Annotated in this window: 20 protein-coding genes; 17 read left to right on the forward strand and 3 right to left on the reverse strand. The window is 58.8% G+C overall.

Features of this window, described 5'->3' with window-relative positions; genetic code table 11:
* Positions 1–10: 10 nt before the first annotated feature.
* On the reverse strand, positions 11–2,062 hold the full coding sequence (locus tag BV911_RS11840; RefSeq protein WP_086053828.1) for a M10 family metallopeptidase: 2,052 nt from the start codon (positions 2,060–2,062) through the stop codon (positions 11–13).
* Between the two features lie 265 nt (positions 2,063–2,327).
* Between BV911_RS11840 and speA the strand changes: the two genes are divergently transcribed.
* From speA to speB, 4 genes are all read left to right on the forward strand, one after another.
* Positions 2,328–4,196, forward strand: a complete 1,869-nt coding sequence (gene speA, locus BV911_RS11845; protein WP_086053829.1) for a biosynthetic arginine decarboxylase — start codon at positions 2,328–2,330, stop codon at positions 4,194–4,196.
* 92 nt (positions 4,197–4,288) lie between these two features.
* Positions 4,289–5,500 carry a saccharopine dehydrogenase family protein gene (locus BV911_RS11850; RefSeq protein WP_086053830.1) on the forward strand — a complete coding sequence of 404 codons (1,212 nt, stop codon included), beginning with the start codon at positions 4,289–4,291 and terminating at the stop codon, positions 5,498–5,500.
* Between the two features lie 89 nt (positions 5,501–5,589).
* Entirely contained in the window at positions 5,590–6,780 is a 1,191-nt protein-coding gene (locus BV911_RS11855; RefSeq protein ID WP_240512226.1) for a carboxynorspermidine decarboxylase, read from the forward strand.
* Between the two features lie 12 nt (positions 6,781–6,792).
* Positions 6,793–7,644, forward strand: coding sequence for an agmatinase (gene speB, locus BV911_RS11860; protein ID WP_086053832.1), 852 nt, complete (start codon positions 6,793–6,795; stop codon positions 7,642–7,644).
* A gap of 10 nt (positions 7,645–7,654) precedes the next feature.
* Here the strand turns inward: speB and BV911_RS11865 are convergent, their stop codons facing one another.
* Positions 7,655–8,119: an Lrp/AsnC family transcriptional regulator gene (locus BV911_RS11865; RefSeq protein ID WP_086053874.1), complete on the reverse strand. Its 465-nt coding sequence runs from the start codon at positions 8,117–8,119 to the stop codon at positions 7,655–7,657.
* Between the two features lie 613 nt (positions 8,120–8,732).
* Here BV911_RS11865 and BV911_RS11875 point away from each other — a divergent pair.
* From BV911_RS11875 to fahA, 8 genes are all read left to right on the forward strand, one after another.
* Complete coding sequence (locus BV911_RS11875) at positions 8,733–10,250, forward strand: ABC transporter substrate-binding protein (RefSeq protein ID WP_168184052.1); 1,518 nt, start codon at positions 8,733–8,735, stop codon at positions 10,248–10,250.
* Positions 10,251–10,326: 76 nt separating this feature from the next.
* Positions 10,327–11,292 (forward strand): ABC transporter permease, encoded by a 966-nt coding sequence (locus BV911_RS11880; protein ID WP_086053835.1) that lies wholly within the window; start codon positions 10,327–10,329, stop codon positions 11,290–11,292.
* Between the two features lie 7 nt (positions 11,293–11,299).
* A complete protein-coding gene (locus BV911_RS11885; RefSeq protein ID WP_168184053.1) occupies positions 11,300–12,205 on the forward strand; it encodes an ABC transporter permease in 906 nt (301 codons plus the stop codon).
* 1 nt (position 12,206) lies between these two features.
* Positions 12,207–13,289, forward strand: coding sequence for an ABC transporter ATP-binding protein (locus BV911_RS11890; protein WP_086053837.1), 1,083 nt, complete (start codon positions 12,207–12,209; stop codon positions 13,287–13,289).
* Positions 13,286–14,350, forward strand: coding sequence for an ABC transporter ATP-binding protein (locus tag BV911_RS11895; RefSeq protein ID WP_086053875.1), 1,065 nt, complete (start codon positions 13,286–13,288; stop codon positions 14,348–14,350). Before BV911_RS11890 ends, BV911_RS11895 begins: the two co-directional genes overlap by 4 nt.
* Positions 14,347–15,003, forward strand: a complete 657-nt coding sequence (locus BV911_RS11900; protein WP_168184054.1) for a GntR family transcriptional regulator — start codon at positions 14,347–14,349, stop codon at positions 15,001–15,003. Before BV911_RS11895 ends, BV911_RS11900 begins: the two co-directional genes overlap by 4 nt.
* Positions 15,004–15,019: 16 nt before the next feature.
* On the forward strand, positions 15,020–15,661 hold the full coding sequence (gene maiA, locus BV911_RS11905) for a maleylacetoacetate isomerase (RefSeq protein WP_168184056.1): 642 nt from the start codon (positions 15,020–15,022) through the stop codon (positions 15,659–15,661).
* 1 nt (position 15,662) lies between these two features.
* Positions 15,663–16,904, forward strand: coding sequence for a fumarylacetoacetase (gene fahA / locus BV911_RS11910; protein WP_086053840.1), 1,242 nt, complete (start codon positions 15,663–15,665; stop codon positions 16,902–16,904).
* A gap of 253 nt (positions 16,905–17,157) precedes the next feature.
* Here the strand turns inward: fahA and BV911_RS11915 are convergent, their stop codons facing one another.
* Positions 17,158–18,108 (reverse strand): LysR family transcriptional regulator, encoded by a 951-nt coding sequence (locus tag BV911_RS11915; RefSeq protein ID WP_086053841.1) that lies wholly within the window; start codon positions 18,106–18,108, stop codon positions 17,158–17,160.
* 112 nt (positions 18,109–18,220) lie between these two features.
* On the opposite strand from BV911_RS11915, the gene uraD reads away from it, so the two are divergent.
* From uraD to BV911_RS11940, 5 genes are all read left to right on the forward strand, one after another.
* The gene (gene uraD / locus BV911_RS11920; RefSeq protein WP_086053842.1) at positions 18,221–18,778 is read left to right on the forward strand and encodes a 2-oxo-4-hydroxy-4-carboxy-5-ureidoimidazoline decarboxylase; all 558 of its coding nucleotides are present in this window, start codon (positions 18,221–18,223) and stop codon (positions 18,776–18,778) included.
* Positions 18,779–18,791: 13 nt separating this feature from the next.
* The gene (locus tag BV911_RS11925; RefSeq protein WP_086053843.1) at positions 18,792–19,781 is read left to right on the forward strand and encodes a TRAP transporter substrate-binding protein; all 990 of its coding nucleotides are present in this window, start codon (positions 18,792–18,794) and stop codon (positions 19,779–19,781) included.
* 34 nt (positions 19,782–19,815) lie between these two features.
* A complete protein-coding gene (locus tag BV911_RS11930) occupies positions 19,816–20,286 on the forward strand; it encodes a TRAP transporter small permease (protein ID WP_168184055.1) in 471 nt (156 codons plus the stop codon).
* A complete protein-coding gene (locus tag BV911_RS11935; RefSeq protein WP_086053845.1) occupies positions 20,283–21,563 on the forward strand; it encodes a TRAP transporter large permease in 1,281 nt (426 codons plus the stop codon). The genes BV911_RS11930 and BV911_RS11935 overlap by 4 nt, the downstream gene beginning before the upstream one ends.
* 181 nt (positions 21,564–21,744) lie before the next feature.
* Positions 21,745–22,467, forward strand: coding sequence for a GntR family transcriptional regulator (locus BV911_RS11940; protein WP_086053846.1), 723 nt, complete (start codon positions 21,745–21,747; stop codon positions 22,465–22,467).
* The last annotated feature ends 1 nt before the right edge of the window (position 22,468 follow it).

A 22,468-nucleotide genomic window follows, 5' to 3' on the forward strand; every position in this document is an offset into this window, starting at 1 on the left:
GGCGGCGCGATCAGACAAAGATGAAGTCGGACGCCTCCAGCGCCGCGCTGTTGAAATCCGCCAGCGTGACGCTGTTGGCCCCGTCACCGGTCGCGCTGAGGATCGCGTGCGCGCCGGACTGCCGGATCGACAGATCGCTCAGACCTGACACGCCGCTCAGCCCGGAAAAGTCCAACTTGTCAGTGCCGTCCACGAAATCCTTCACCACATCGCGGCCGAATCCGTCACTCCATGCAAAGGTATCGGCGCCTGAGCCGCCAAGATAGAAATCATTGCCAGCACCCCCGTCAATCCGGTCATGTCCCGCGCCGCCGATCAGCGCATCTGCGCCGCCGCCCCCCAAAAGGGTATCATTGCTCTCGCCGCTGAAAATCCGGTCATTGCCGTTGCCGCCGGTCAGGCGATCTCTGCCAAGCCCCCCGACCAAGACGATGTTTTGGGTCATACCAGTGGCGTCGATGCGGTCGTCGCCCAGATAGCCCACCACCCGCTCAACTCCGACCCAACCGCCGACCTTAAGCGCGACTCCGGCGGCGGCATTGATGATGGCTTTATCGGTCCCATCGCCACCATCGACCACTCGGTCGCCGGTGTTGTCGATGTAGAAAATGTCATTGCCAGAGCCACCGAAAAACGTATCCGCCCCCGTGCTGCCCAACAGAACATCATCGCCCGCACCGCCGCGCAGGGTGTCATTGCCCGTGCCGCCGATCAGCACATCATCCGCGCCCCCCCCGGTCAGCGCGTCCGCGCCGTCATTGCCAAAGAGCAGGAGTTTTGCCGTCTGGGTGGCGCCGTTGATCACGTCGTCGCCAATATTGCCGTTCACCCGCTCAATCCCGGACCAGCCCGCAAATGAGATGCGGTCGCCAGCGGCACTGCTGATCTGAGCCTTGTCATAGCCGACGGTGCCGGTATCGGTCACCACATCCAAGCTATCCACAAAGTATTCGTCGGAATTGGCCCCGCCATCCATGCGATCTTTGCCAGCCCCGCCAAACAAGCTGTCGTTGCCGGCGCCCCCCGACAATGTGTCATTGCCCGACCCGCCCAATAGAACATTATTCCACGCGTTGCCGATGATGACATCCGCACCACTGCCGCCTTGGGCGTTCTCGAAATAGCCCCGGCGATCATTGTTCGATAGCAGGCTGAACCAGATATGTTGCGAGGCGTATTCCCCGGTTCCCAACCGGGCGCGATAGGCGTTGCCGGCAACATCCAGATCGACCCCGCCACCCGGCGTCAGATCAATACGGACGGCGCGGTCATATCCGGTTAAAGTGAACATGTCGGTGCCGCCGCCGTCCCAAAGCGTCAGAAAGGTCCGCGCCGCCCCGGGGGTGCCCATAGAGGTGCCGTCACGCAGAACGGCCCCGGTTTTGCTGTCGAATGAATAGATCGTATCCGACGCAGCGGTGGCGTAATCGGCGCCATATATCTTCTGCAAGGCCGCGATATCCAGCACCATCGGCGATTGCACATGGCCCCATGTTTCACTGGTCAGGGCCAGTCCCGTCTGCCCGGTGACCGACCGATAGGACATCACCGTATTTTCGATCCCGTCCACCGCCCGCGGCAGGGTTGTCGTGGCCGATCCGAGGGTCTCATGTGGGTGTTTCAGGCCAAGCGCGTGCCCCGTTTCATGCAGCAATAACTGCCACGCATACCGCCCGATCAATGATCCGCCCCCGGTCAGCACCGTATCAGGGATGGCGGCATCGGTATTGACCCACAGGTCGCCGGAATAAAATTTGTCGCCGGTTGGATAATACCCCAAGCCGACCACCGCCGGGTCAGACGACGCCGCCACCGCCAGATCCGGCCAGCGCGTTCCGGGATCGACCTCTCTCAGGCGAATATTCAAGAAACTGTCATACAACGCAAATACGGCGCGGGCGGCGTCCCGCACCACCTCTGGCAGGGGGCCAAGCGCGGCGATGGACCCACGATCATATCCGTTTGGGAACTCTGCTTTTGAGTCGGGAAAACCGAAGGTCAGCCGAGATGTGGACCAATCATATTCAGAAATGATTCCCGATGTATTTGAAACGGCGATCAAAATTCTCTCCCTGTGAACATCCCACTCAGTATCCGCTGCGGCGCTGATACAGCCTCTGTACTCATTTTTCCTTACCGACCGACCAATTTCTTGGCAATATTATTCAGCCCCAAGGTCGATGTCATTCGATCGCTTCTCTTGCCGGTCGCCGCTATGGTCCCAATAATTGACCCGGCGTTCAGGGACGCATGCCTTGTACCGCCCGACCGTTCGGGTAAACGTCACCCGGTGAATCATCCTGATCCTCAAGGGAAGGCGCAAACATATGCCCACTTCAGTTTACGGAATCGACCATTGGGGACAAGGGCTGGTAACGGTTCTCGACAATGGCGACGTTGCGCTGACCGACCCGCAGGTGACAGACCCGATCCCGGTCGGCTTGCCCGGGATTGTGCGCGACCTGAAAGCCCGGGGGATCACCACCCCGATCCTGCTGCGGGTGGAATCCTTTCTGGATTACGGCCTGCACCGTCTGAACGCCGCTTTTGCCAGTGTCATTGCGCAGGTCGGCTATCAGGGGGCCTATCGCGGCGTCTTTCCGATCAAGGTCAACCAACAAGCCGAAGTGGTGCGCCGGATCGTCGAGGTCGGGCAGCAATATACGTTCGGCCTAGAAGCCGGCAGCAAGCCGGAATTGATCGTGGCGCTGGCGCAACCTCTGGCCGATGACAGCTTGATCATTTGTAACGGCGTCAAGGATGATGAATTCATCCGCCTTGCCATTCTGTCCCGCAAACTGGGCTTTAGCACAGTGATCGTGCTGGAAAGCTTGAAAGAATTTGAAATTGTCCGCCGGGTGTCTGAAGAGCTTGGGGTCAAGCCGCTGCTGGGAGTGCGGGTCAAGCTGACCCAGACCGTGACCGGCAAATGGGAGGCCAGTTCCGGTGACCGGTCCACCTTCGGATTGGGCACGTACCAAGTTGTGCAGCTGATCGACCGTCTGACCGAAACCGGGTATCTGGATTGTCTGGTGCTGCAGCACAATCACTTGGGCAGTCAGGTTCCCAATGTGAACGACGTGCGCCGAACCGTGACCGAAGCCTGCCGATTTTATTCCGAATTGCGCGCGATGGGCGTGCCGCTGACCTATCTCGACCTCGGCGGCGGTCTGGGGGTCGATTACACCGGCGAAAAGCGCTCGACCGAGAATTCGGTGAACTATTCGGTCGAGGAATATTGCAGCGCGATCATCGAAACCGTGGCCTATGCCATGGACGAAGCAGGCGAGCCGCATCCGAATATCGTCACCGAATCCGGGCGGTACGTCACGGCGCTGTCGTCGCTTCTGATCTTCGACGTACTGGACGCGACGATCTATGACGTGCCGGAAAAACCGATGGCCGACCCCGAAGACCACCATTTGGTCGGCGATCTTCTGACGGTCGAGGACTATCTGAATGTCCATCGGGTGCAGGAATGCTTCAATGACGCGGTGTTCTACCGCGACGAGTTGCGCGCGCTGTTCCGGCGCGGTCAGCTGGACTTGCGCCAGATGGCCCGGGCCGAACGGGCCTTTCTGTACACCTTGTCGCGGATTTCCAAACTAAAGCGCGAACACGGCCCCACCGGCGAGTTGGACGATCAACTGGAGAAATTCGTCGACTACTATCACTGCAATTTCTCACTGTTCCAGTCGCTGCCCGATGTCTGGGCGATTGACCAGCTCCATCCGGTGATCCCGCTGCAGCGCCATGACGAAACCCCGAACCGCCGCGCCATCCTGACCGACATCACCTGCGACAGCGACGGCAAGATCAACCATTTCGTGCTGGAAGACGGCATCCACTCGGCGCTGCCGGTGCATGACCTGATCGAAGGCGAGGATTATTATATCGGCGTGTTCTTCGTCGGGGCCTATCAAGAGACGCTGGGCGATCTGCACAACATGTTCGGTGATGCGAATGTGGTGACGATTTCGTTGCAAGACGGCGGCTTCCGCATCGAACACGAGACCGAAGGCGACACCATCGCCGAGGTCATGAGCTATGTTGAATACGATCCGCAAGATTGTCTGGCCGCCTTCCGCAAACGGGTGGACCGGGCGGTTGCAACCGGGAATGTGGCCGCCGAGGAACGCCGGATCATGATCACGGCCTACAAAGACAGCCTTGCAGGCTATACCTATTTCGAGTGAACGGAACCTTTGGCCGCCCCCCGATGCCACAGCGCAAACCGGGACCGGCCAAGGTCTTGTGACAAGACCGAATGACAGGAAAGGATGACAGGATGGGTAAGGTTCTGGTGGTTGGCGCAGGCGGCGTAAGCTCTGTTGCTGTACACAAGATGGCGATGAACCCCGAGATTTTCTCGGAGATCGCGCTGGCAAGCCGCACCAAGTCGAAATGCGATGACATCGCCGCCAGCGTCAAAGACCGTACCGGCGTGACGGTGGCGACCTATCAGCTGGATGCGATGGATGTCGCTGCCACCGTTGCGCTGTTGCGCGCAACCGGGGCCGAGTTGTTGGTGAATGTGGCCCTGCCCTATCAGGATCTGGTGCTGATGGATGCCTGCCTTGAGGCCGGTGTGAACTATCTCGACACCGCGAATTATGAGCCCGAAGATGAGGCCAAGTTCGAGTATCACTGGCAGTGGGCCTATCAGGACAAGTTTCAAGAGGCCGGTCTGACCGCAATCCTTGGGTCGGGCTTTGATCCCGGCGTCACAAGTGTCTTTGCCACATGGCTACGCAAGCACAAACTGTCAGGCATTCGGCAGTTGGATGTGCTGGACTGCAACGGCGGCGACAATGGCAAGGCCTTTGCGACCAACTTCAACCCCGAGATCAATATCCGCGAAGTCACCGCCCCGGCCCGGCACTGGGAAGCGGGCCAATGGGTCGAAAGCCCGGCGATGACCCATAAGGTCGCCTATGACTTCCCCGGCGTCGGGACCAAGAACATGTACCTGATGTATCACGAGGAATTGGAGAGCCTGAGCACCCACTTCCCCGAGATCGAACGGGCGCGGTTCTGGATGACCTTTGGCGACGCTTATATCAATCACGTCACGGTGTTGGAAAACATCGGCATGACCTCAATCCAGCCGGTGATGCATAATGGGGTCGAGATCATTCCGTTGCAGTTCCTGAAAACGGTTCTGCCCGATCCCGGCGATCTGGGCGCACTGACCAAGGGCAAGACCTGCATTGGCGATATTGCCACCGGTCCGGCGATCGACGGCAGCGGCGAGAAGACGTTCTACATCTACAACATTTGCGACCATGAAGAATGTTACGCCGAGGTCGGCAGCCAAGCCGTGGCCTATACCACCGGCGTGCCGGCGATGATCGGCGCGGCGATGGTGCTGACCGGCGCGTGGAAAGAAGCCGGGGTCTGGAACATGGAACAGCTCGACCCTGATCCGTTCATGGAGATGCTGAACACCCAAGGCCTGCCTTGGCAGGTTGTGGAACTGGACGCGCCGGTCGACTTCTGACCGGACCCCGGGCGGGGCGGGCATCGAGCCCACCCCGCCCGGACGCCCCCCCGATGGGGGTCGTGGCGCCCCGAGGAGAGGATGAGGCTTTGGATCAAAATCTGGATATTTCGGCGGACAGCCGGGAGCGATTTGCGCGGCTCGACCTGAGCCGGGTGCCGTCACCCTGTTTCGTGGTCGACGCGGCCCAGATCGAGCGCAACTGCGCGATCCTGGCTGATGTGGCTGCACAATCCGGTGGGCATGTGTTTCTGGCCCTGAAGGCGTTCTCAATGCATGCCCTTGCGCCAGTGATCATGCGCTATCTGAGCGGCACCGCCGCCTCGGGCATCCATGAAGCCCGGCTGGGACGGGAGAAGTTCGGCGGTCATGTGGCCACGTTCAATGCCGGGTTCAAGCCGGATGAACTTGCGCAAGTCCTGCGGGTTTCGGACCATGTGATCTTCAACTCGGCCTCGCAAGCCCGACGCTTTCGGCCACAGTTGCTGGCGGCACAAGCCGAGGGACTGACGGTCGAGGCCGGCCTGCGGATCAACCCAGAGCATTCTGAAGGCTGGAACGAAAAATACGACCCCGCCGCCGCCTGTTCCCGCCTTGGCGCCCCGGTCTCGCGCGTGACCGAGGCCGATCTGGACGGGCTATCCGGTTTGCACATGCACACCCTCTGCGAGCAGGGGTTCGCGCCCCTCGCCCGCACGTGGGCTGCGGTGGAACCGACCATCGGACCGTGGTTGCACAAGTTGAAATGGCTCAACCTTGGCGGCGGCCACCACATCACCAAGGGCGATTACGACCGCGACGGGTTGATTGGCCTGATCCGACACATCCGCACCACCTATGATGTCGAGGTGTATCTGGAACCGGGCGAGGCCGTTGCCCTGCAAGCCGGCATTCTGGTCGGGGAAATCCTTGATCTGACCGAGAACAGCATGCCACTGGCAATCACCGATATTTCCGCCACGTGCCATATGCCCGACGTGATCGAAGCCCCCTATCGTCCGGATCTGTTGGGCGAATTGCCCGAAGGCGACGCCCCCGCGATCCGCTTGGGCGGCCCGTCGTGCTTGGCCGGGGATGTAATCGGCGATTTCCGCCCTGCCGTGCCGTGGGCGGTGGGTGACCGCTTTGCCTTTCTGGATCAGGCGCATTATTCCATGGTCAAGACCAACACCTTCAACGGCGTCCCCCTGCCCGCCCTCGCCATTTTGGATTCGCGCACCGATGATCTGCGTGTGATCCGCGAATTTGGCTATGACGATTTCCTGAACCGGTTGTCCTGAAAGGTTCCGCCCATGACGATCTTCCTTGATGGTGAGTTGAGCGCCGCCGAGACTGACCCCAGCACCGCCCGTTTCCGGGTGATCCCGGTCCCACTGGAGCGGACAGTGTCGTACGGGTCCGGTACCGGCCATGGCCCGGCTGCGATCCTTGAAGCCAGTGTGGAACTGGAGCGGCTCTGGCGCGGCGATCAACCCTGTGCGGCGGGCATCGTCACGGAAGATGTGGTGGATTGCACCGGCCCGCTGCCGGAGGTGATGGACCGGATCGCAGACCGGACCCGCGCCGCAACCCAGCAGGGCCAGATTCCGGTGGTCTTGGGCGGCGAACATTCCCTCAGCTATGGCGCAGTGCGCGGCGTTGCTGCCGCCTGCGGTGCGCCGGTGGGGATTGTCCAGATCGACGCCCATGCCGACCTGCGACTGGCCTATCAGGGCGAGCGGCATTCCCATGCCTCAGTGATGCGGCTGCTGGCCGAAGAGGACGGCATCGCGCTGGCCCAATTTGGCGTCCGCGCCTTGTGTCAGGACGAGGCAGACGCCCGCGCCCGGCTTGGAGTTCATTTCGTAGATGCCGAGGCGTTGGTGACGGGCAACACCCTGTCGGTGAGCTTGCCGGCGGATTTCCCCGAACTGGTCTATGTCAGCTTTGATCTGGATGGGCTGGACCCATCCTTCTTGCCCGCCACCGGCACGCCCGTGCCCGGCGGCCTTGGCTTTTGGCAAGCGCTGTCGTTGGTGGAAAGCGCCCTTGCTGGTCGCCGCATGGTCGGCTGCGACGTGGTCGAACTGGCCCCGGAACCGGGCAGCCGGGTGTCGGATTTTACGGCGGCTCAGGTCACCTATGCGCTGATGTCGCTGGCGTAACTCCAGCGACTTACGGCAAAACGATGGGCCGCTGTTCTTCAATCGCTTCCATGGCAAAGTACGACGTCACGGTCTCAAGCTCGACCTTTTCGATGATCCGTTTGTAGACCAGATCATAGGATTTCATATCCGCCGTGATGATCTTCAGAAGATAGTCGTACTCGCCGCCAATCCGGTAGAAATCGACCACCTCTGGAATGGAGGAAATATGGCTGCGGAACCGGTCGAGCCAGTCGGTGGAATGGCTGCGGGTTTTGACCATCGAAAACACCACCAAATCCGCGCCAACCTTGGTGCGGTCCAAGACCGCTGTGCGCGCCTTGATCATGCCCTTGGCTTGCAGCGCTTGCAGCCGTCGCCAGCACGCGTTTTGCGACAACCCGATCCGGTCGCTTAGCGCCCGCTGCGACTGGGCGCAATCACGCTGAAGTTCGTCCAATATCCGGCGATCAAAGAAGTCGAGGCTTTCGGTCATCCGGCGATCATATGCCCCACCAACGGGCATGCAACCGGCATTTTCATCTGACTGCGCCGAAATCTGCCAAGAAATGTTTCTTTTCGTCGCCGGTCTGCTTGCGGCAATCGAGGCCGGCCTGCCGGATCGCAAGATATTGATGGCGGCTTTTAAGGCTTTGGTGATTGATCACGTCCCTCTCAGCCAGAAAGCCTACGGTGACCGGGTGATGCCCCGGAGACCCCGACTGACAAACCGCCGAAATCCAAATTCGGATTAGCGATCCCATCTATCTGAACCCGCTTATTGTTTTGATTTAGTACATTAATGATTCTATGTACCTGTCGGTCAATAATTATATTGCGCAAATCCAACAATTTACCCAAATTCCCCGCAGCGACGTCGATCAATCTCGATTGACAGCCCGCATAATTGTGTACAGAAATGGCGAGGAAGGCACCGGTCGCGCTAGGTCCGGGTCGTTCATGCCACACATCGGCTCTTTGGGAGGAGAAACGCAATGATTGGTAAAGGTTTGCGACTTGGCGGCCCGTTCACGGCAGCGGTCGCGGTCGTCGGAATATATGCAGGGACATCAGCCACTGCGCAGGAACTAGGAGAGAAGATCCCAAAAATGACCGTGGAGTATTACGCCTCGGACATGGGCCCTGAATTTGAACAATCTGCCCGAGCGCTTGCTGATGACTGGGGCAAATTGGGGCTGGAGCTGCAATTGGTTCCGGTGCAATTTTCAACTTTCGTCACGCAGTATATCGTCGGCGGCCAACTTGAAGATCTGGCGGTATTTTCGGTCGGGGCCGACCCTGACCGTGTCGACCCCACGTATTGGGTCTATGACGTTGCCGCCTGCGGGCTGCGGCGCAATGGATCGAAATGGTGTGACGAGGCGTACAGCCAGCGCGCTTCGGATCAGCGCGCCATCATCGATCAGTCCGACCGCATCGAAGCGGTCCATGCGTTGCAGGAAGAATTCGTCGAGGCGATGCCGTTCTTCACGGTGGTCAATCGGACATACGGAATTGTCTACAACAGTTCGAAATGGGAAAACGTGACCAGCCCCGAACCAGTGGCCGCGCACGAGGAGTTGGTGAACCCGTGGCTCGCCGCGCGTCCGCTGACCGACGATCGCTGGCTGGACTGGGCCTATTTCGAAGATGTGAGTACCTATAACCCGCTGGCCGAAGAAAGCGCTGTGGGCTGGGTGCGGTTTATTTTCGATACTTTTGCCAAGAACAATTCCGAAGGTAAAACCGTGCCTTGGGCTGCGGAAAGCTGGACCTGGATTGACGACACGACACTTGAAGTGACGCTGCGCGAGGGCATGTTGTTCCACGATGGTGAGGCGGTCACTGCCGATGATGCGGTATATACGATCAACACGGTCGTCGATCTGCAACCACCTGCAATGTCGTCCCGCACGTCGAACATCACCGGCGCGGAAAAAATCGACGATTTGACCTTCCGCATCTCACTCAACAGTCCCGACGCCGCGTTTGAGATCACGGTGCTGACCTATATGTTCATCCTGCCCGAGCACATCTGGTCCAACGGGCCGGAAGATCTTTTGGCTTGGGACATCGTGGCAGATGATGCGGTTATCGGCAGCGGGCCATTCAAGTTCAAAACGTGGCTGCCCAACGAAGTTCACGAACTTGACGCCAACGCGGATCATTTTCAAGCGCCAGAATACGACGGTTTGCGCAGACTTGCTCTGGGTCAGGCCGACGCGATCCGGGCGGCGCTTTTGGATGGGACAGGCGATATCGCCACATCCGTCTTGCCCGTCGCATCTATGGACGATCTGGCGCGCCAGAACGATTTCCTTGAGTTCATCGAAGTGCCGTCGCATGGGTCGGTCTTTGTTTGGATGAACAACGAAAAGGCACCGTTCAACGACCGGGCATTTCGGATGGCCATTCGCAAGGCAAGCAACAAGCAACGCGTGATGATCGAAGGCTGGCAGGGCTTTGCCGTTCCGGCGTCCGAAGGCCCGGTGCCCCGGGTTCTTGGCCAGTGGTACAATTCTGACCTTGAGCAGATTGCGTTCGATATCGACGCCGCCCGTCAGGAACTTGAGGACGCAGGGTACGGCTGGGGTTCAGACGGCGCGCTGCACTTCCCCGTCAAGTAATCTGCCATTCGGGACGGCCTGCAAGAGACGGGCCGCCCCAACCCATCCCCGATTTTTGATTCAGAGGTAATCTCTTATGCGCGCCTATATTCTGCGGCGGCTACTCCAGTCTATCGTAGTGGTGTTCGCTGTCACGACGATCATGTTTTTCATATTTCGCATCGTGCCGGCCGATCCTACAGCCATGATGGTCGAACGTGGCATGTCCGAAGAGGCGCGGCAGGCCCTGCTCAAGGAATGGGGGCTGACCGGGTCCCTTGGCACACAATACGTGAGCTACATTAAAAATCTGATGGTGTTCGATTTCGGGGAGTCCTTCTTTTATAAAAAACCGGTTTGGGACGTTCTTTTGCCGCGGATCGTCAATACGTTGTGGATTGCGGTGCCAGGGTTGTTGATGGGCGCGGCCATCGGCGCAGGACTGGGCATGGTCGTCGGCTGGTCCAAACGCGGCAGCGCAACCGAACGCAGCGGCATCTTGGTGGCCACCATCATTCGCGGCACCCCAAGCTTCATCATCGGCATTGCCTTGCTGGCAATTTTCTCAAGTTGGTTGGGCTGGCTGCCGGGATTTGGCATGGGGGACGCGAATGGAAAAACCGGTATCGCGCGGTTTTTGCAGGGCGACTTCCTGATCCATCTGATCCTGCCAGTCCTCGCAATCACGATCTACTTCTTGCCCGAGAACCTTCTTCTAATGCGGTCAGGCGTGGCCGAGAACCGGACAGAAGATTACATCGAACTGGTGCGCGCCAAAGGCGTATCCAATTCGCGCGTGGCATGGCATGCGGGCCGCAATTCGCTGTTGCCGCTGATTACATGGCTTTTCCCTGCGCTTGCAGAGACCATCGCCGGAATTGTCGTGATCGAGATCGTCTTTAGCTGGCCGGGCATCGGGCGCGAACTGGTGATGGCCGTAACCCGCCAGGATTTCCCGCTTGCCCAAGCTGCGTTCTTTTTGCTGGCTGTGATGATCGTCGTGGCGAATTTTGCCGCAGATCTGACCTATGGCAAGCTTGATCCACGCGTCGTGTATAGGTGATAAGCGAATGACAACGTTGGTAAAATATACAAAACAATCACCAAGCCGTCGCTGGTCGTGGCTGACAGACCCGCTGGCTGCACTCATTCGTGATCGCTTCGCACTGGGCGGACTAATTATCCTTGCGATCTTTTTCCTGATTGCGATCTTTGCGCCCCTGATCGCCACCCATCCGCCGTTTGAATCTGCGATTAGCGACACAGGTCGGCTGATGCGGTTGCAGCCACCATCCGCGGATCATTGGCTGGGGACGACAACGTTTGGACAGGATGTGTTTTCCCAGTTTGTTCTGGGTTTCCGTGTCACCCTGATGGTTGGCGTGCTCGGGGCGATTGCTGTCGGCGTGATCTCAACGCTGTTTGGGGTGATCTCGGGCTATTTCGGCGGCTGGGTGGACGATGTGCTGATGCGCATCACCGACATTGCCTTGTCCATCCCGACGTTGCCGTTTGCCATTCTCGCCGTGGGCCTGTTGGGACCCAGCATCAACAACATCATTCTGGTCATTGTTCTGTTGTTCTGGCGGAACGGTGCACGAATCATCCGATCAGCGGTGCTGACCGAGCGTGAGCGCGTGTATGTCAAGTGGGCGCGAACCGCAGGCGCATCGCACGTTCACATTATCCGGTGCCACATTTTGCCCAACGTGTTTCGCGTGATCTTTCTATGGGTGACGATGTCCGTGGCCTTTGCGGTGCTGACCGAGGCCAGCCTGAGTTTTATCGGCCTAGGCGATCCATCGACGACCTCGTGGGGTCAGATGCTGAACACCGCATTCACCAGCGGCAATCTGCGCAGCGCTTGGTGGTGGGTTGTGCCGCCGTCTCTGGCGCTCGTGATGTTGATTTCGTCGCTCTACCTTGTGGGGCGTGCGTTCGAGGAACATGCAAACCCGCGACTGAGGGCCAAGTGACATGACATTAAACACACATGAAACTGACTTCGACCGCAAGCTAAACGCAAAGCCACCGGTCGAGCTGTCAGTGCGCGATCTGCGGATTGCCTACGCGACGTCGCGGGGTCCCTTCCGGGCTGTGGATGGAATTAGTTTTGACGTCCAGCCCAGCAGTGTCCTTGGACTGGTCGGGGAATCGGGTTGCGGCAAAAGCACTGTGGTCAAATCTTTGATGCGGCTGCTGCCCGACGGAACGCAGGTTGATGGTGAGGTTTTGCTGAACGGTCAAAACGTTCTTGCGATGACCGATGGCGCATTGCGCAAAACCCGGTGGAATAAGATCGCACTGATTACCCAAAGTGCCATGAACGCGCTCGACCCGGTGATCTGCATCGGCGACCAGATTATCGAGTCCATTCAGGCGCATGAAAACGTCAGCCGCAAGGTTGCTTGGGCGCGGGCGGAATCGCTGTTCACGCTGGTCGGCCTGCCCACCGCGCGATTGCGGGAATACCCGCACCAATTCAGCGGTGGAATGCGTCAGCGCGCGGTGATTGCTATGGCGCTTAGCCTCAATGCCGGGTTGTTGCTTGCGGATGAGCCGACGACGGCGCTGGACCCGATCATGCAAGACCAGATCATGTCGCGCATTCGGGCCATTCAAGACCGGCTGCATCGCTCGATGATCCTCGTGACCCATGACATTGGGCTGGTGGCCGAAAACTGCAACACCGTTGCGGTCATGTATGCGGGCAAAATCGTCGAAATGGGGCCAGTGGAGCAAGTTCTGGTGGCACCCGAACATCCCTATACGATCGGGCTGCACAACGCTTTTCCCCGGATGTTGGCCGAAGGAGAGGAACGCCCGCCGCTGATCTCGATTGCGGGCGGCCTGCCCAATCTGTTGAATCCGCCAAGTGGATGCCGGTTTCATACCCGTTGCCCATTTGCGACGGACCGATGTTCGGCTCAAGAGCCGCCGCTGCGCGAGGTGCAGCCGCGCCGCAGTGTGGCCTGCCACCACGCAGGACAGGCCGTCGACTTTCGGAGGCGAGCCACAAATCCTGAAACATGGGCGACCGCGGCGAGGGGCACATCATGACACAGCGCAGCTATGGCGATACAGTGCTGGAAGCGCGGCAGCTTAAGACCCATTTCAAGCTCGGCGGCGGCATCATCGCCGCGCTGACCGGCCAGCCTGCCCGCGTGGCGAAGGCCTTGGATGGCATCGATCTGACAATTCGCGCGGGCGAGGTCCTTGGCCTCGTGGGCGAAAGTGGCTGCGGAAAGTCCACCCTTGGAATGACGCTGGTGCGGATGCACGAGCCGACAAGCGGCGATATTGTGTTTCAGGGCCAGTCGGTCACCGAAATAACCGGCCCTGACCTGAAGGACTTTCGCGCCAAGTCGCAGATCATCTTTCAGGATCCTTACAGTTCGCTCAACCCGCGCCTGACCATCGGCGAGATCGTGGCCGAACCGCTGCGGATCCATCGTCGCGGCGACGAGGCAACCCGCAGGGCAAAGGTGCATCAGGCACTTGGCCACGTTCGCCTGCCACCCGAAGAGTTCGCGCACCGCTACCCCGCGGATCTGTCCGGCGGACAGCGCCAACGGGTCGCCATCGCCCGTGCCTTAGTGCTGGATCCGGTGTTCATCGTTGCCGATGAACCGGTGTCGATGCTGGACGTGTCGGTGCAGGCGGGCGTGCTGCAACTGCTGGATGAATTGTCCCGCGAACTGGGGTTGGGCGTTCTCTATATTTCGCACGATATCGCAACGGTCGGTTATATTTGCGACCGGATCGCGGTGATGTATCTGGGGCGGGTGGTGGAACAGGGCCCCGTGCATGAAATTCTGCGCCGCCCGAAACATCCATATACCCAGCACTTGATGCGCGCGATCCCCAATACCAACCCATTGGTGCGCCGCGAACGGGTCGTGCTGGAAGGCGATGTGCCGTCCCCCATCAACGCACCGCCCGGGTGCCGGTTTGCATCCCGCTGCCCCTATGTCGCCGATACCTGCCGCAAGACCGAACCAGAGTTGCTGGACGCCGCGGCCGGAGTTCTGTCGCGATGCCATCTCTACGGCGTCCTTGCAGGCACGGAGTCTGCGGCAGTGGTCGCGGCCAGATCCAACGTCAGCGCGGAGGCACCATGAGTTTGGCCAAGGAAGACGCCTATGATGGCATTCGCAAGCTAATCTTGTCCGGTGATTTCGTCGCCGGTGACCCGATGCCCGAGGAAATGCTGGCCGAGCGGCTTAAGATCAGTCGCACGCCGGTGCGCGATGCGTTGCATCAGCTTGAAGTCGAAGGCATCGTCGAACGCCGTCAGAACCGCCGCGTTTATCTGGCTGCCGTCAATCCAATGACGGTGGTAGATATTTTTGTGGTTCGCGCACGGCTAGAGCCGCTCGCCGCACGTTTGGCGGCCGGAAAGGTCGATAAGGCATTCCTTGCCGATCTCGGGGGATTTGTCGAAACCATGGATCGGGTGGCGGGAAGCAAAGACCCCGACCGGCGGCTGTACCGCGCCCAAAACGAGCATTTTCACTGGCGCATTCTAACCCAATCTGAAAACAGCGCCATGAGTACGGCCGTGCGGGGCGTGGCGCGTCATGGTTTGACCAGCCCAACATTTGATCGCTGGACCTGTGCCGAACTTGAACGCAGTCAGAACCACCACAAGGAACTGATCCAAGCGTTCCGCGAGGGCGACCCAGACTGGGCAGATGCCATCATGACCGCGCATCTTTACGCTGCGCGATCCGTCTATAATCGGGCGGCCAACGGGTCAGTTGCCTCGGTATGACAGGTTCAGAACAATGATGGTTCTCTATGGATACTGGCGGTCTTCCGCGGCGTATCGCGTCAGAATAGCGCTTAATTTTAAGGGATTAGAATATGAATCTCGTTCTGTAAATCTGGTGACGGGCGAACAGACAACACCCGATTTTTTACGCCTGAACCCCGGTGCTGCGGTTCCGGCATTGGTCTTGAACAATGACACAGTGTTGACGCAATCACTGGCGATCATCGACTGGCTGGACACCACCTATCCTCAACCGTGTCTGGTACCTGAATGTCCCACCGACGCGGCCCGCGTGCGGGCGGCTGCGATGGTCATCGCCTGCGATATTCACCCCCTGAACAATCTGACGGTTCTGGGGCGTCTGCGAGACATGGGCCAAGACGAAGAAGCACGGCGCCTTTGGATGTGTCACTGGATGACCAAAGGCCTGCACGCCTTTCAAGCCCTCCTGCCAACAGACGAAACATTCTGTTTCAGCAATGCCCCGAACTTGGCCGACACGTGTTTGATCCCGCAACTGTTCAACGCCCACCGTTGGGGGTGCGATCTATCTGCCTTCAAGCGCCTGACCGAGATTGAGGCCCGTTGTCTCGATCGTCAAGACTTCGCCAACGCGCGCCCGGAACACCAAACCGATGCCTTAAGAGAGACAGTATAACATGACGGACCTTCTGATTTCCTGGATCGACAGCGCCAATTCCGACGCCACCGATTTTCCGCTGAACAATTTGCCATACGGCGTATTCCTTGCCGAGGATGGCTCAGGCCATTGCGGCGTCGCGATCGGGGCGCACATTCTTGATCTGCACGCGGTCGAAGCCGCGGGGCAGATCGACTTTTCTGGCACCTTATGTCAGGGGGACTGGTCGCCCTTTATGGCGCGCGGCACATCGGAATGGGCGCGCTTGCGCAGTTGGCTGCAATCCACACTGGCCAAAGGCGCGTCCGAACAACCCCTGCTTGAGCCGCATCTTGTCTCCCTCGGGCAGGCTCAGATGTTAATGCCGTTCCGGGTGTCGGAATATACAGATTTTTATGCCTCACGTCACCATGCGACCAATGTGGGAATGATCCTGCGCGGCGCGGACGGATCATTGCCCGCGAACTGGCTACATATTCCCATCGGGTATAACGGGCGTGCCTCATCGGTTGTGGTGTCGGGAACGGATGTGCGCCGTCCGTCAGGTCAACTGAAGGCGATGGACGAAACCGCCCCCCGCTTAGGCGCGTCGCAGCGTTTCGATTTCGAGTTGGAATTGGGTGCGGTCGTGGGGCAAGCATCTCAGGGACCGATCAATGTCGGTCAGGCCTTTGAGAACATTTTTGGCTATGTGCTGCTGAACGATTGGTCGGCCCGGGACATTCAAGCATGGGAATACCTGCCGTTGGGTCCCTTCCAATCCAAGGCGACGGCGACCACGATCAGTCCGTGGATCGTCACGACTGCCGCGCTAGAGCCATTCCGCACCAATACGCCCGAACGCGATGTCCCGCTGCTGGACTATCTCACCGAACTAGGGCCCATGCTGTTCGATATCGACCTCAACGTGGCGATCAAGCCCGAGAATGGACCTGAGACGACAATTTCCCGCACCAATTATGCGTCAATGTATTATTCGGCGGCGCAACAACTTGCCCATCACACCTCGTCGGGTTGCCCAATGCGGGTGGGCGATTTGCTGGGGTCCGGCACCATTTCAGGCCCCGAGAAAACGGCACGCGGCTGCATGCTTGAAATCACTTGGGGCGGACAACAGCCGGTCGAATTGTCGTCGGGCGCGATGCGTACATTCCTTGAGGATGGGGACACCGTGATCCTCCGCGGCGGATCGGTTGCCAAGGACTACCGTGTCGGATTCGGCGCTTGCGTCGGTAAAGTGGTCCCGAACGGGACAATGTGAATGTCGATTGTGACCCGGTCCTAAGTCTATAAACCCGAGGCGATTGAGAACGGCGCAAAGCAAAAGTCGGCCTCGGTCGCTGCGGGATAAGCCTGCTGCGGGCGGTGTGAAAGTCGATGTCTTGCTCATGATCCTCCATCCTACTCAAGAGTTGGAGCCTCTGGCAAACCAGGCGCGGTTCATAATTGGCACTCTGCCACCGCCGCTTGCAACACCCGAAACTGGCGGCATCACCACGGCCGGGACGCGAACATCAGTCGTGAGGGCGCCTGCCCTCGGCCTTGACTTTGATCGCCCGAAGCAGGTCCTCGACCTGTTCCTTCAAGCTTGCTGCAATGATCGTCGCGATGCGGGGCAATGTGCGGCGGGGATTGAGGGCGATGCCGATCGTCTGATGAACAACGTCGGACCCCGTTACCGGAATGGCAACGACCTGCCCCGACAATAATTCCGGCGCCGCATCCAACTCTGACGTGAGCGCGACATACTGCCCAGAAATAACGAGTTTCTTCAGCAGTTGCAGGGAATTGGTCACAATGGGCGGCACCCCTTCGGCAAACATCCACGAATGCCGGGCCTCAAGAATGCGGCGGATGGACAGCGCGCGACTTTGGACCACGATGGCGTGGTCACGAACCTGATTGAGGGTGACCCGAGCCTCGGACGCCAGCGGATGACCGGGTGCTACGATACAATAAAGGGGTAAATCGGCGCTCCATAATACATGCATATCCCGCTGCCCGCTCAGGTTGAACGCCAGCGCGATATCCGCACGCCCATCCTCCAGATAGCCGACGGCCTCATCCGGCGTTGAGACATCAACGTCAATGCGCACCTTGGGAAAGGACGCGGCCACGTGGGACAGGAACATTGGCACAATCCCATTGACCAGACTGTCCATCGTCACAAGCCGCAGATGGCCAAGGTCAATCCCCTGCATCTGTTTGACATCCGACAGGATCCGCGTTTCGTCCGACCGCCAGCGCCGGGCAAGGGTGACAAACACTTCACCGGCCGGTGACAACATCATTCCCGTCGGCATTCGGTCGAACAACAAAGCGCCCAACCGATCTTCCAATAGCTTGATTTGCCGATCAATGGCCGATGCGGAAATACCGATGGCCCGAGACGCGGCCTGAATAGAACCATGCTCGGCGACCGCTTCAAGATAGATCAGAACACGGGGGAGCAGATGAATTGCCATGGATGTACCAATCTAATTTCTCGAATGGAGAATTGATTATAATGTCATGGATTGCAATGATGCGTATGCCCTAACCTCTCCTTAACGACACCGTTTCGGAAGATGCCTCGACATGACGCCCAGCCTTCAATCCCTAAACGCGGCCACCCGGCCCCAAGCGGTCGAGATGATCGCGCCTTTGGTTGAACGCTCGCCTTGGGTTGCAGAATTGGCGATAGATGCGCGTCCTTTTGGCAGCGATGAGGCGTTGGCGCAGGCCTTGGTTGAGGTCATCCTGACGGCAGATGCGCAACGCCGCACCGCCATGTTCAACGTGCACCCCGAACTGGCCGGGGCCGCAGCGGCCGAAGGACGGATGACCCAAGAATCGACCTTTGAACAAGGCCGCCTTGGGCTCATGTCTCTGACCGCCGCACAAGCCAAGCATCTGCGCGATCTGAACGCCAGATATCTAACCCGCTTTCATCACCCCTTCATCATCGCTCTGCACCGAATTCCAGACCTGGACACGTTGTTCGCCACATTTGAGCGACGGTTGGCCGCCAGCCCCATCGAAGAGCACACGGCAACGCTGGCCGAGATTACGTCTGTCATCCGGGCGCGCGCCGCGATGAGTTTTGGGGCACCGGCGCACAACAATTCTACCTCCCCTTCTGCCTCCCCCCTCTAAAAGGATCGCTGCAATGATCATCAAAACCGCTCTCTCTGTGTCCTTCCTTGCTTTGGCCGCGGCCTCGGCACAGGCCAAAGAGGTCATCCGCGTCGCGGGCAATTTTGCGACCGAGCATTCATCGTCCCTTGCGATGTTGAAATTCGAAGAAGAACTTGAACGCCTGTCCAACGGCGAGATTGACGTCAACATTTTCCCGGCGCAACAGCTTGGCGGGGCGGCCGAGAACGTGCAGGCGGTCAAGATTGGCGCGATTGAACTGATGTGGGTCGGCACGGCCTATCTGACCCGCACGGTGCCCGAGCTTGAGGTCATTGGCCTTCCGTTCCAGTTTCCAGATCGTGAAACGGCCTTTGCGATTGTCGATGGCCCCGTCGGTGCCGCATTGGACGACAAGATGGCCAACGAAGGCCTGACATCCTTGGGGTATATGGAACTGGGTTTTCGTCAACTGACCAACAACGCCCGTCCAATCGTCAATGTTGAAGATATTGAAGGCCTGAAAATCCGCCTTCAGCCAAATGAAACCCACCTTGCAACCTTCCGCGCCTTGGGGGCGAACCCGGTCGCAATGGACGTGAAAGAACTTTATTCGGCCTTGGAACAAGGCGTCATTGACGGACAAGAAAATCCATTCGCGATCATCAATGTTGCCGGCTATGCCGAGGTGCAGGAACACGTCTCTAACACCGGCCACTTCTTTGACTTCATCTCAGTCGTCGCCAATGAGAAATGGTTCGACGGACTTGATGCCGACACCAAAGCCATGGTCGAAGAAGCGATGGGCACTGCGATTGCATTTCAGCGCGACCTGGCCGCCGAGCAAGACGCCGAGGGTCTGGCCCTTCTGGAAGCAGATGGCATGATCTACACAGAAGTCTCGCCCGAACTGGCCAGCGCTTTGCGGGAAAAAACAGCCGGTGTTGCTGCCGACACCAAGGCCCGGCTCGACCCGGAACTGGTCACCATTCTCGATGCTGAAACCGGCAAGCTGGGTATGTGATTTGATACAGGTTGATCGCGTCCTTGACCTGATCTTGACGCGCGCTGACAAAGGCGCGCGTCTACTGGTCATGACCGGTGCCGCAGCAATGGTGGTCATCGTGTCGGCGCAAGTGGTCATGCGCTATGTCTTTAATGGGTCGTTTGATTGGGCCGATGAAGCCTCTCGGATTGCCTTTGTCTGGACGATCTTTCTGGCCATTCCGCTTGGGATCAAGGACGGCACCCATGTCGGGATCGAACTTTTGGTGACACGGTTTCCCGATGGGCTGCGGCGGTTCATTGCACGGGTCATGAGCGCACTGGCCGCCGCGATGATGGCGATTGTGTTCTGGACATCCATTATCGTTGCGCTCGCCACATGGTCAGAACGCTTGGGCGCGATCAACGTGACATCTTCAGTCTTCTTCTTTCCGCTCATTCTGGGCGCGTTCCACGCAATGCTGCATCTGATTCAGCTTGCCCTCATCCCCCTGAGTTTCCCGTCCGGAGAGGCCAAGCCATGAGTCTATTTGTCATTGTCTCATTCCTTGTTCTGGCGTTCCTCGGGATGCCGCTGGCCTTTTCGTTGGGCGTCTCGGCCATTGCCGGTCTGTGGATGGCGGGGTTCGACCTTTTGGTTTTGCCGCCTCGCCTGATGAATTCGGTGAATTCCTTTCCGTTGATGTCCATTCCTTTGTTCATGATCGCGGGCGAGTTGATGCTCAAAGGCGGAATCATGGATCGACTGGTGGATCTGGCCAATGCGTTTATCGGACGTGTCCGGGGCGGATTGGCTCAGGTCACCATCATCGCAGGCGCGGGGTTGGCCTCTGTTTCGGGTGCGGCGGTGGCGGATGCGTCCGCCTTGTCGTCGACCCTCGTGCCGTCGTTGCGAAAACAATATAGCTTGGGGTTTTCGACCGGGGTTGTAGCAGCCGCAGCAAATCTGGGGCCGATCATCCCGCCTTCGGGTGCGATGATTGTCTATGCTTTCATGGCCGGCTCATCCGTGTCGGTGGGCGGCCTGTTCATGTCTGGTGTCGTGCCGGGATTGATCGTGTTCTTCAGCTTTATGGGCCTATGTTGGTTCATCTCTTGGAAGCGCGACTATCCGCTTGTGGGCGAACCGGTGACCATCGCCCGAATTGTGCGGGAAGTCCGGCGCAGTTTTTTGGTTTTCCTGATGCCCGTTCTTGTCATCGGCGGCATCGTCATCGGGGCGTTCACACCGACAGAAGGGGCGGCAATCGGCGTCTGTTACGCGCTGTTCCTCGGTTTTTTCGTCACCAAAAACCTGTCGCTGTCCGACCTGCCCGACGTCCTGTTGACCGCTGCCAAAACGTCAGCGCTGGTTGGCGCGATGATTGCCTTTGCATCCACCGTCACCTTTTTGTTCACGATCGACATGCTTCCCCTCAAGCTGGCCAGCCTGTTGCAAGGCGTAACAGAAAGTCCGTTTGTGTTTCTTTGCCTTGTGGCCGCCATGTTGCTGGTCGTGGGCATGTTTCTGGAATCCAACGCCGCCTACATCATGCTGGTGCCGTTGTTCCATCCCATCGCCTTGCAATACGGGATTGACCCGCTGCATTTTGGATTTCTGTTCGTTCTGAACCTCGTCATCGGAATGCTAACCCCACCGGTCGGGGTCGTCCTGTTCGTGGTCACGGGCATCACTGGCGTTAAGATGGGGGAACTGGTCCGCGAAAGCTGGCCCTTCATTGCCGCCATGTATGCGGTCTTACTCTTGTGCATGTTGGTGCCAGGTGTGGTGACTTGGCTTCCTGAAAGGCTGGGCTATTGATGCGGCCGTCATTGCTGCATTTGGTGATCCTGGATTGTTCCCCGCGCGGGAGGTGTCATCGAGGCCTCTATCCGCATGCCAATCCTCTATCCGCATGCCAATAGAGTACGGGGCTGGAAGAATAGCAAAACCCCTCGCATCCACAAATGGAATGCCATATTAGCAAAGAACCGGTTTGACGATGAAACGGAGCTTTGTTGTGCCTGACGACATCAGTGATTTTGCGGGTTCGACCGCCCCAAATGGCATGCCGGTTTCTGCCACCGCCGTGGCGGAATCGGTGGCCGATGTCATCCGCGAACGCATCATAAAGGGCGATCTGGCGGCCGGGGCGCGGATCGTCGAGCGAAAACTCTCCGCAGAATTGAACGTGTCGCGCACCCCTGTCCGCGAAGCATTAAAGTTGTTGCGCGCCGACGGTCTGGTCGAAATCTCGCGCAATTGCGGGGCGCAAGTGACCGGCTATACCCCCGCTGAGGCGCGCCAGTTGTTCGACGTGATTGCCGTGATGGAAAGTCTGGCCGCCGAACGTCTGGCGCAGCGGATCACGCCTGACGAATTGGACCAGATCGAAGATCTGCACGCGGCGATGCTGGCTTATTACAAGGTCGGTAATGTCGAGGACTATTTTGATGCGAACTCTGCAATCCACGACGCAATCATTGATCTCTGCGGCAATGCAGCTTTGAAAGATGCCCATAAGCGGGTGATGCTGCGGACCCGGCGGGGTCGGTATTTGGCGATCATGTCGCCGGTCCGGTGGAAGCAGGCCGTCGCTGAACACGAAACGCTGATGGACGCATTGCGCCTGCGTGACGCATCCGCTGCTGCCGCCATTTGGCGGCAGCATCTGAGCCATACGGGCGACACTGTGGCCGCGGTTCTGAGTAGCGATGAGACCTGAC

Origin of the sequence: Pseudoruegeria sp. SK021, assembly GCF_002119405.1 — a bacterium.
GTDB lineage: Bacteria > Pseudomonadota > Alphaproteobacteria > Rhodobacterales > Rhodobacteraceae > Meridianimarinicoccus.

Bases quoted from the DNA above. Each gene is read 5' to 3' on its own strand.
- speA (WP_086053829.1), top strand. From the start codon at position 2,328: ATGCCCACTTCAGTTTACGGAATCGACCATTGGGGACAAGGGCTGGTA.
- BV911_RS11850 (WP_086053830.1), top strand. From the start codon at position 4,289: ATGGGTAAGGTTCTGGTGGTTGGCGCAGGCGGCGTAAGCTCTGTTGCT.
- speB (WP_086053832.1), top strand. From the start codon at position 6,793: ATGACGATCTTCCTTGATGGTGAGTTGAGCGCCGCCGAGACTGACCCC.
- BV911_RS11865 (WP_086053874.1), bottom strand. From the start codon at position 8,119: ATGACCGAAAGCCTCGACTTCTTTGATCGCCGGATATTGGACGAACTT.
- BV911_RS11875 (WP_168184052.1), top strand. From the start codon at position 8,733: ATGACCGTGGAGTATTACGCCTCGGACATGGGCCCTGAATTTGAACAA.
- BV911_RS11880 (WP_086053835.1), top strand. From the start codon at position 10,327: ATGCGCGCCTATATTCTGCGGCGGCTACTCCAGTCTATCGTAGTGGTG.
- BV911_RS11885 (WP_168184053.1), top strand. From the start codon at position 11,300: ATGACAACGTTGGTAAAATATACAAAACAATCACCAAGCCGTCGCTGG.
- BV911_RS11890 (WP_086053837.1), top strand. From the start codon at position 12,207: ATGACATTAAACACACATGAAACTGACTTCGACCGCAAGCTAAACGCA.
- BV911_RS11895 (WP_086053875.1), top strand. From the start codon at position 13,286: ATGACACAGCGCAGCTATGGCGATACAGTGCTGGAAGCGCGGCAGCTT.
- BV911_RS11900 (WP_168184054.1), top strand. From the start codon at position 14,347: ATGAGTTTGGCCAAGGAAGACGCCTATGATGGCATTCGCAAGCTAATC.
- maiA (WP_168184056.1), top strand. From the start codon at position 15,020: ATGGTTCTCTATGGATACTGGCGGTCTTCCGCGGCGTATCGCGTCAGA.
- fahA (WP_086053840.1), top strand. From the start codon at position 15,663: ATGACGGACCTTCTGATTTCCTGGATCGACAGCGCCAATTCCGACGCC.
- BV911_RS11915 (WP_086053841.1), bottom strand. From the start codon at position 18,108: ATGGCAATTCATCTGCTCCCCCGTGTTCTGATCTATCTTGAAGCGGTC.
- uraD (WP_086053842.1), top strand. From the start codon at position 18,221: ATGACGCCCAGCCTTCAATCCCTAAACGCGGCCACCCGGCCCCAAGCG.
- BV911_RS11925 (WP_086053843.1), top strand. From the start codon at position 18,792: ATGATCATCAAAACCGCTCTCTCTGTGTCCTTCCTTGCTTTGGCCGCG.
- BV911_RS11935 (WP_086053845.1), top strand. From the start codon at position 20,283: ATGAGTCTATTTGTCATTGTCTCATTCCTTGTTCTGGCGTTCCTCGGG.
- BV911_RS11940 (WP_086053846.1), top strand. From the start codon at position 21,745: ATGAAACGGAGCTTTGTTGTGCCTGACGACATCAGTGATTTTGCGGGT.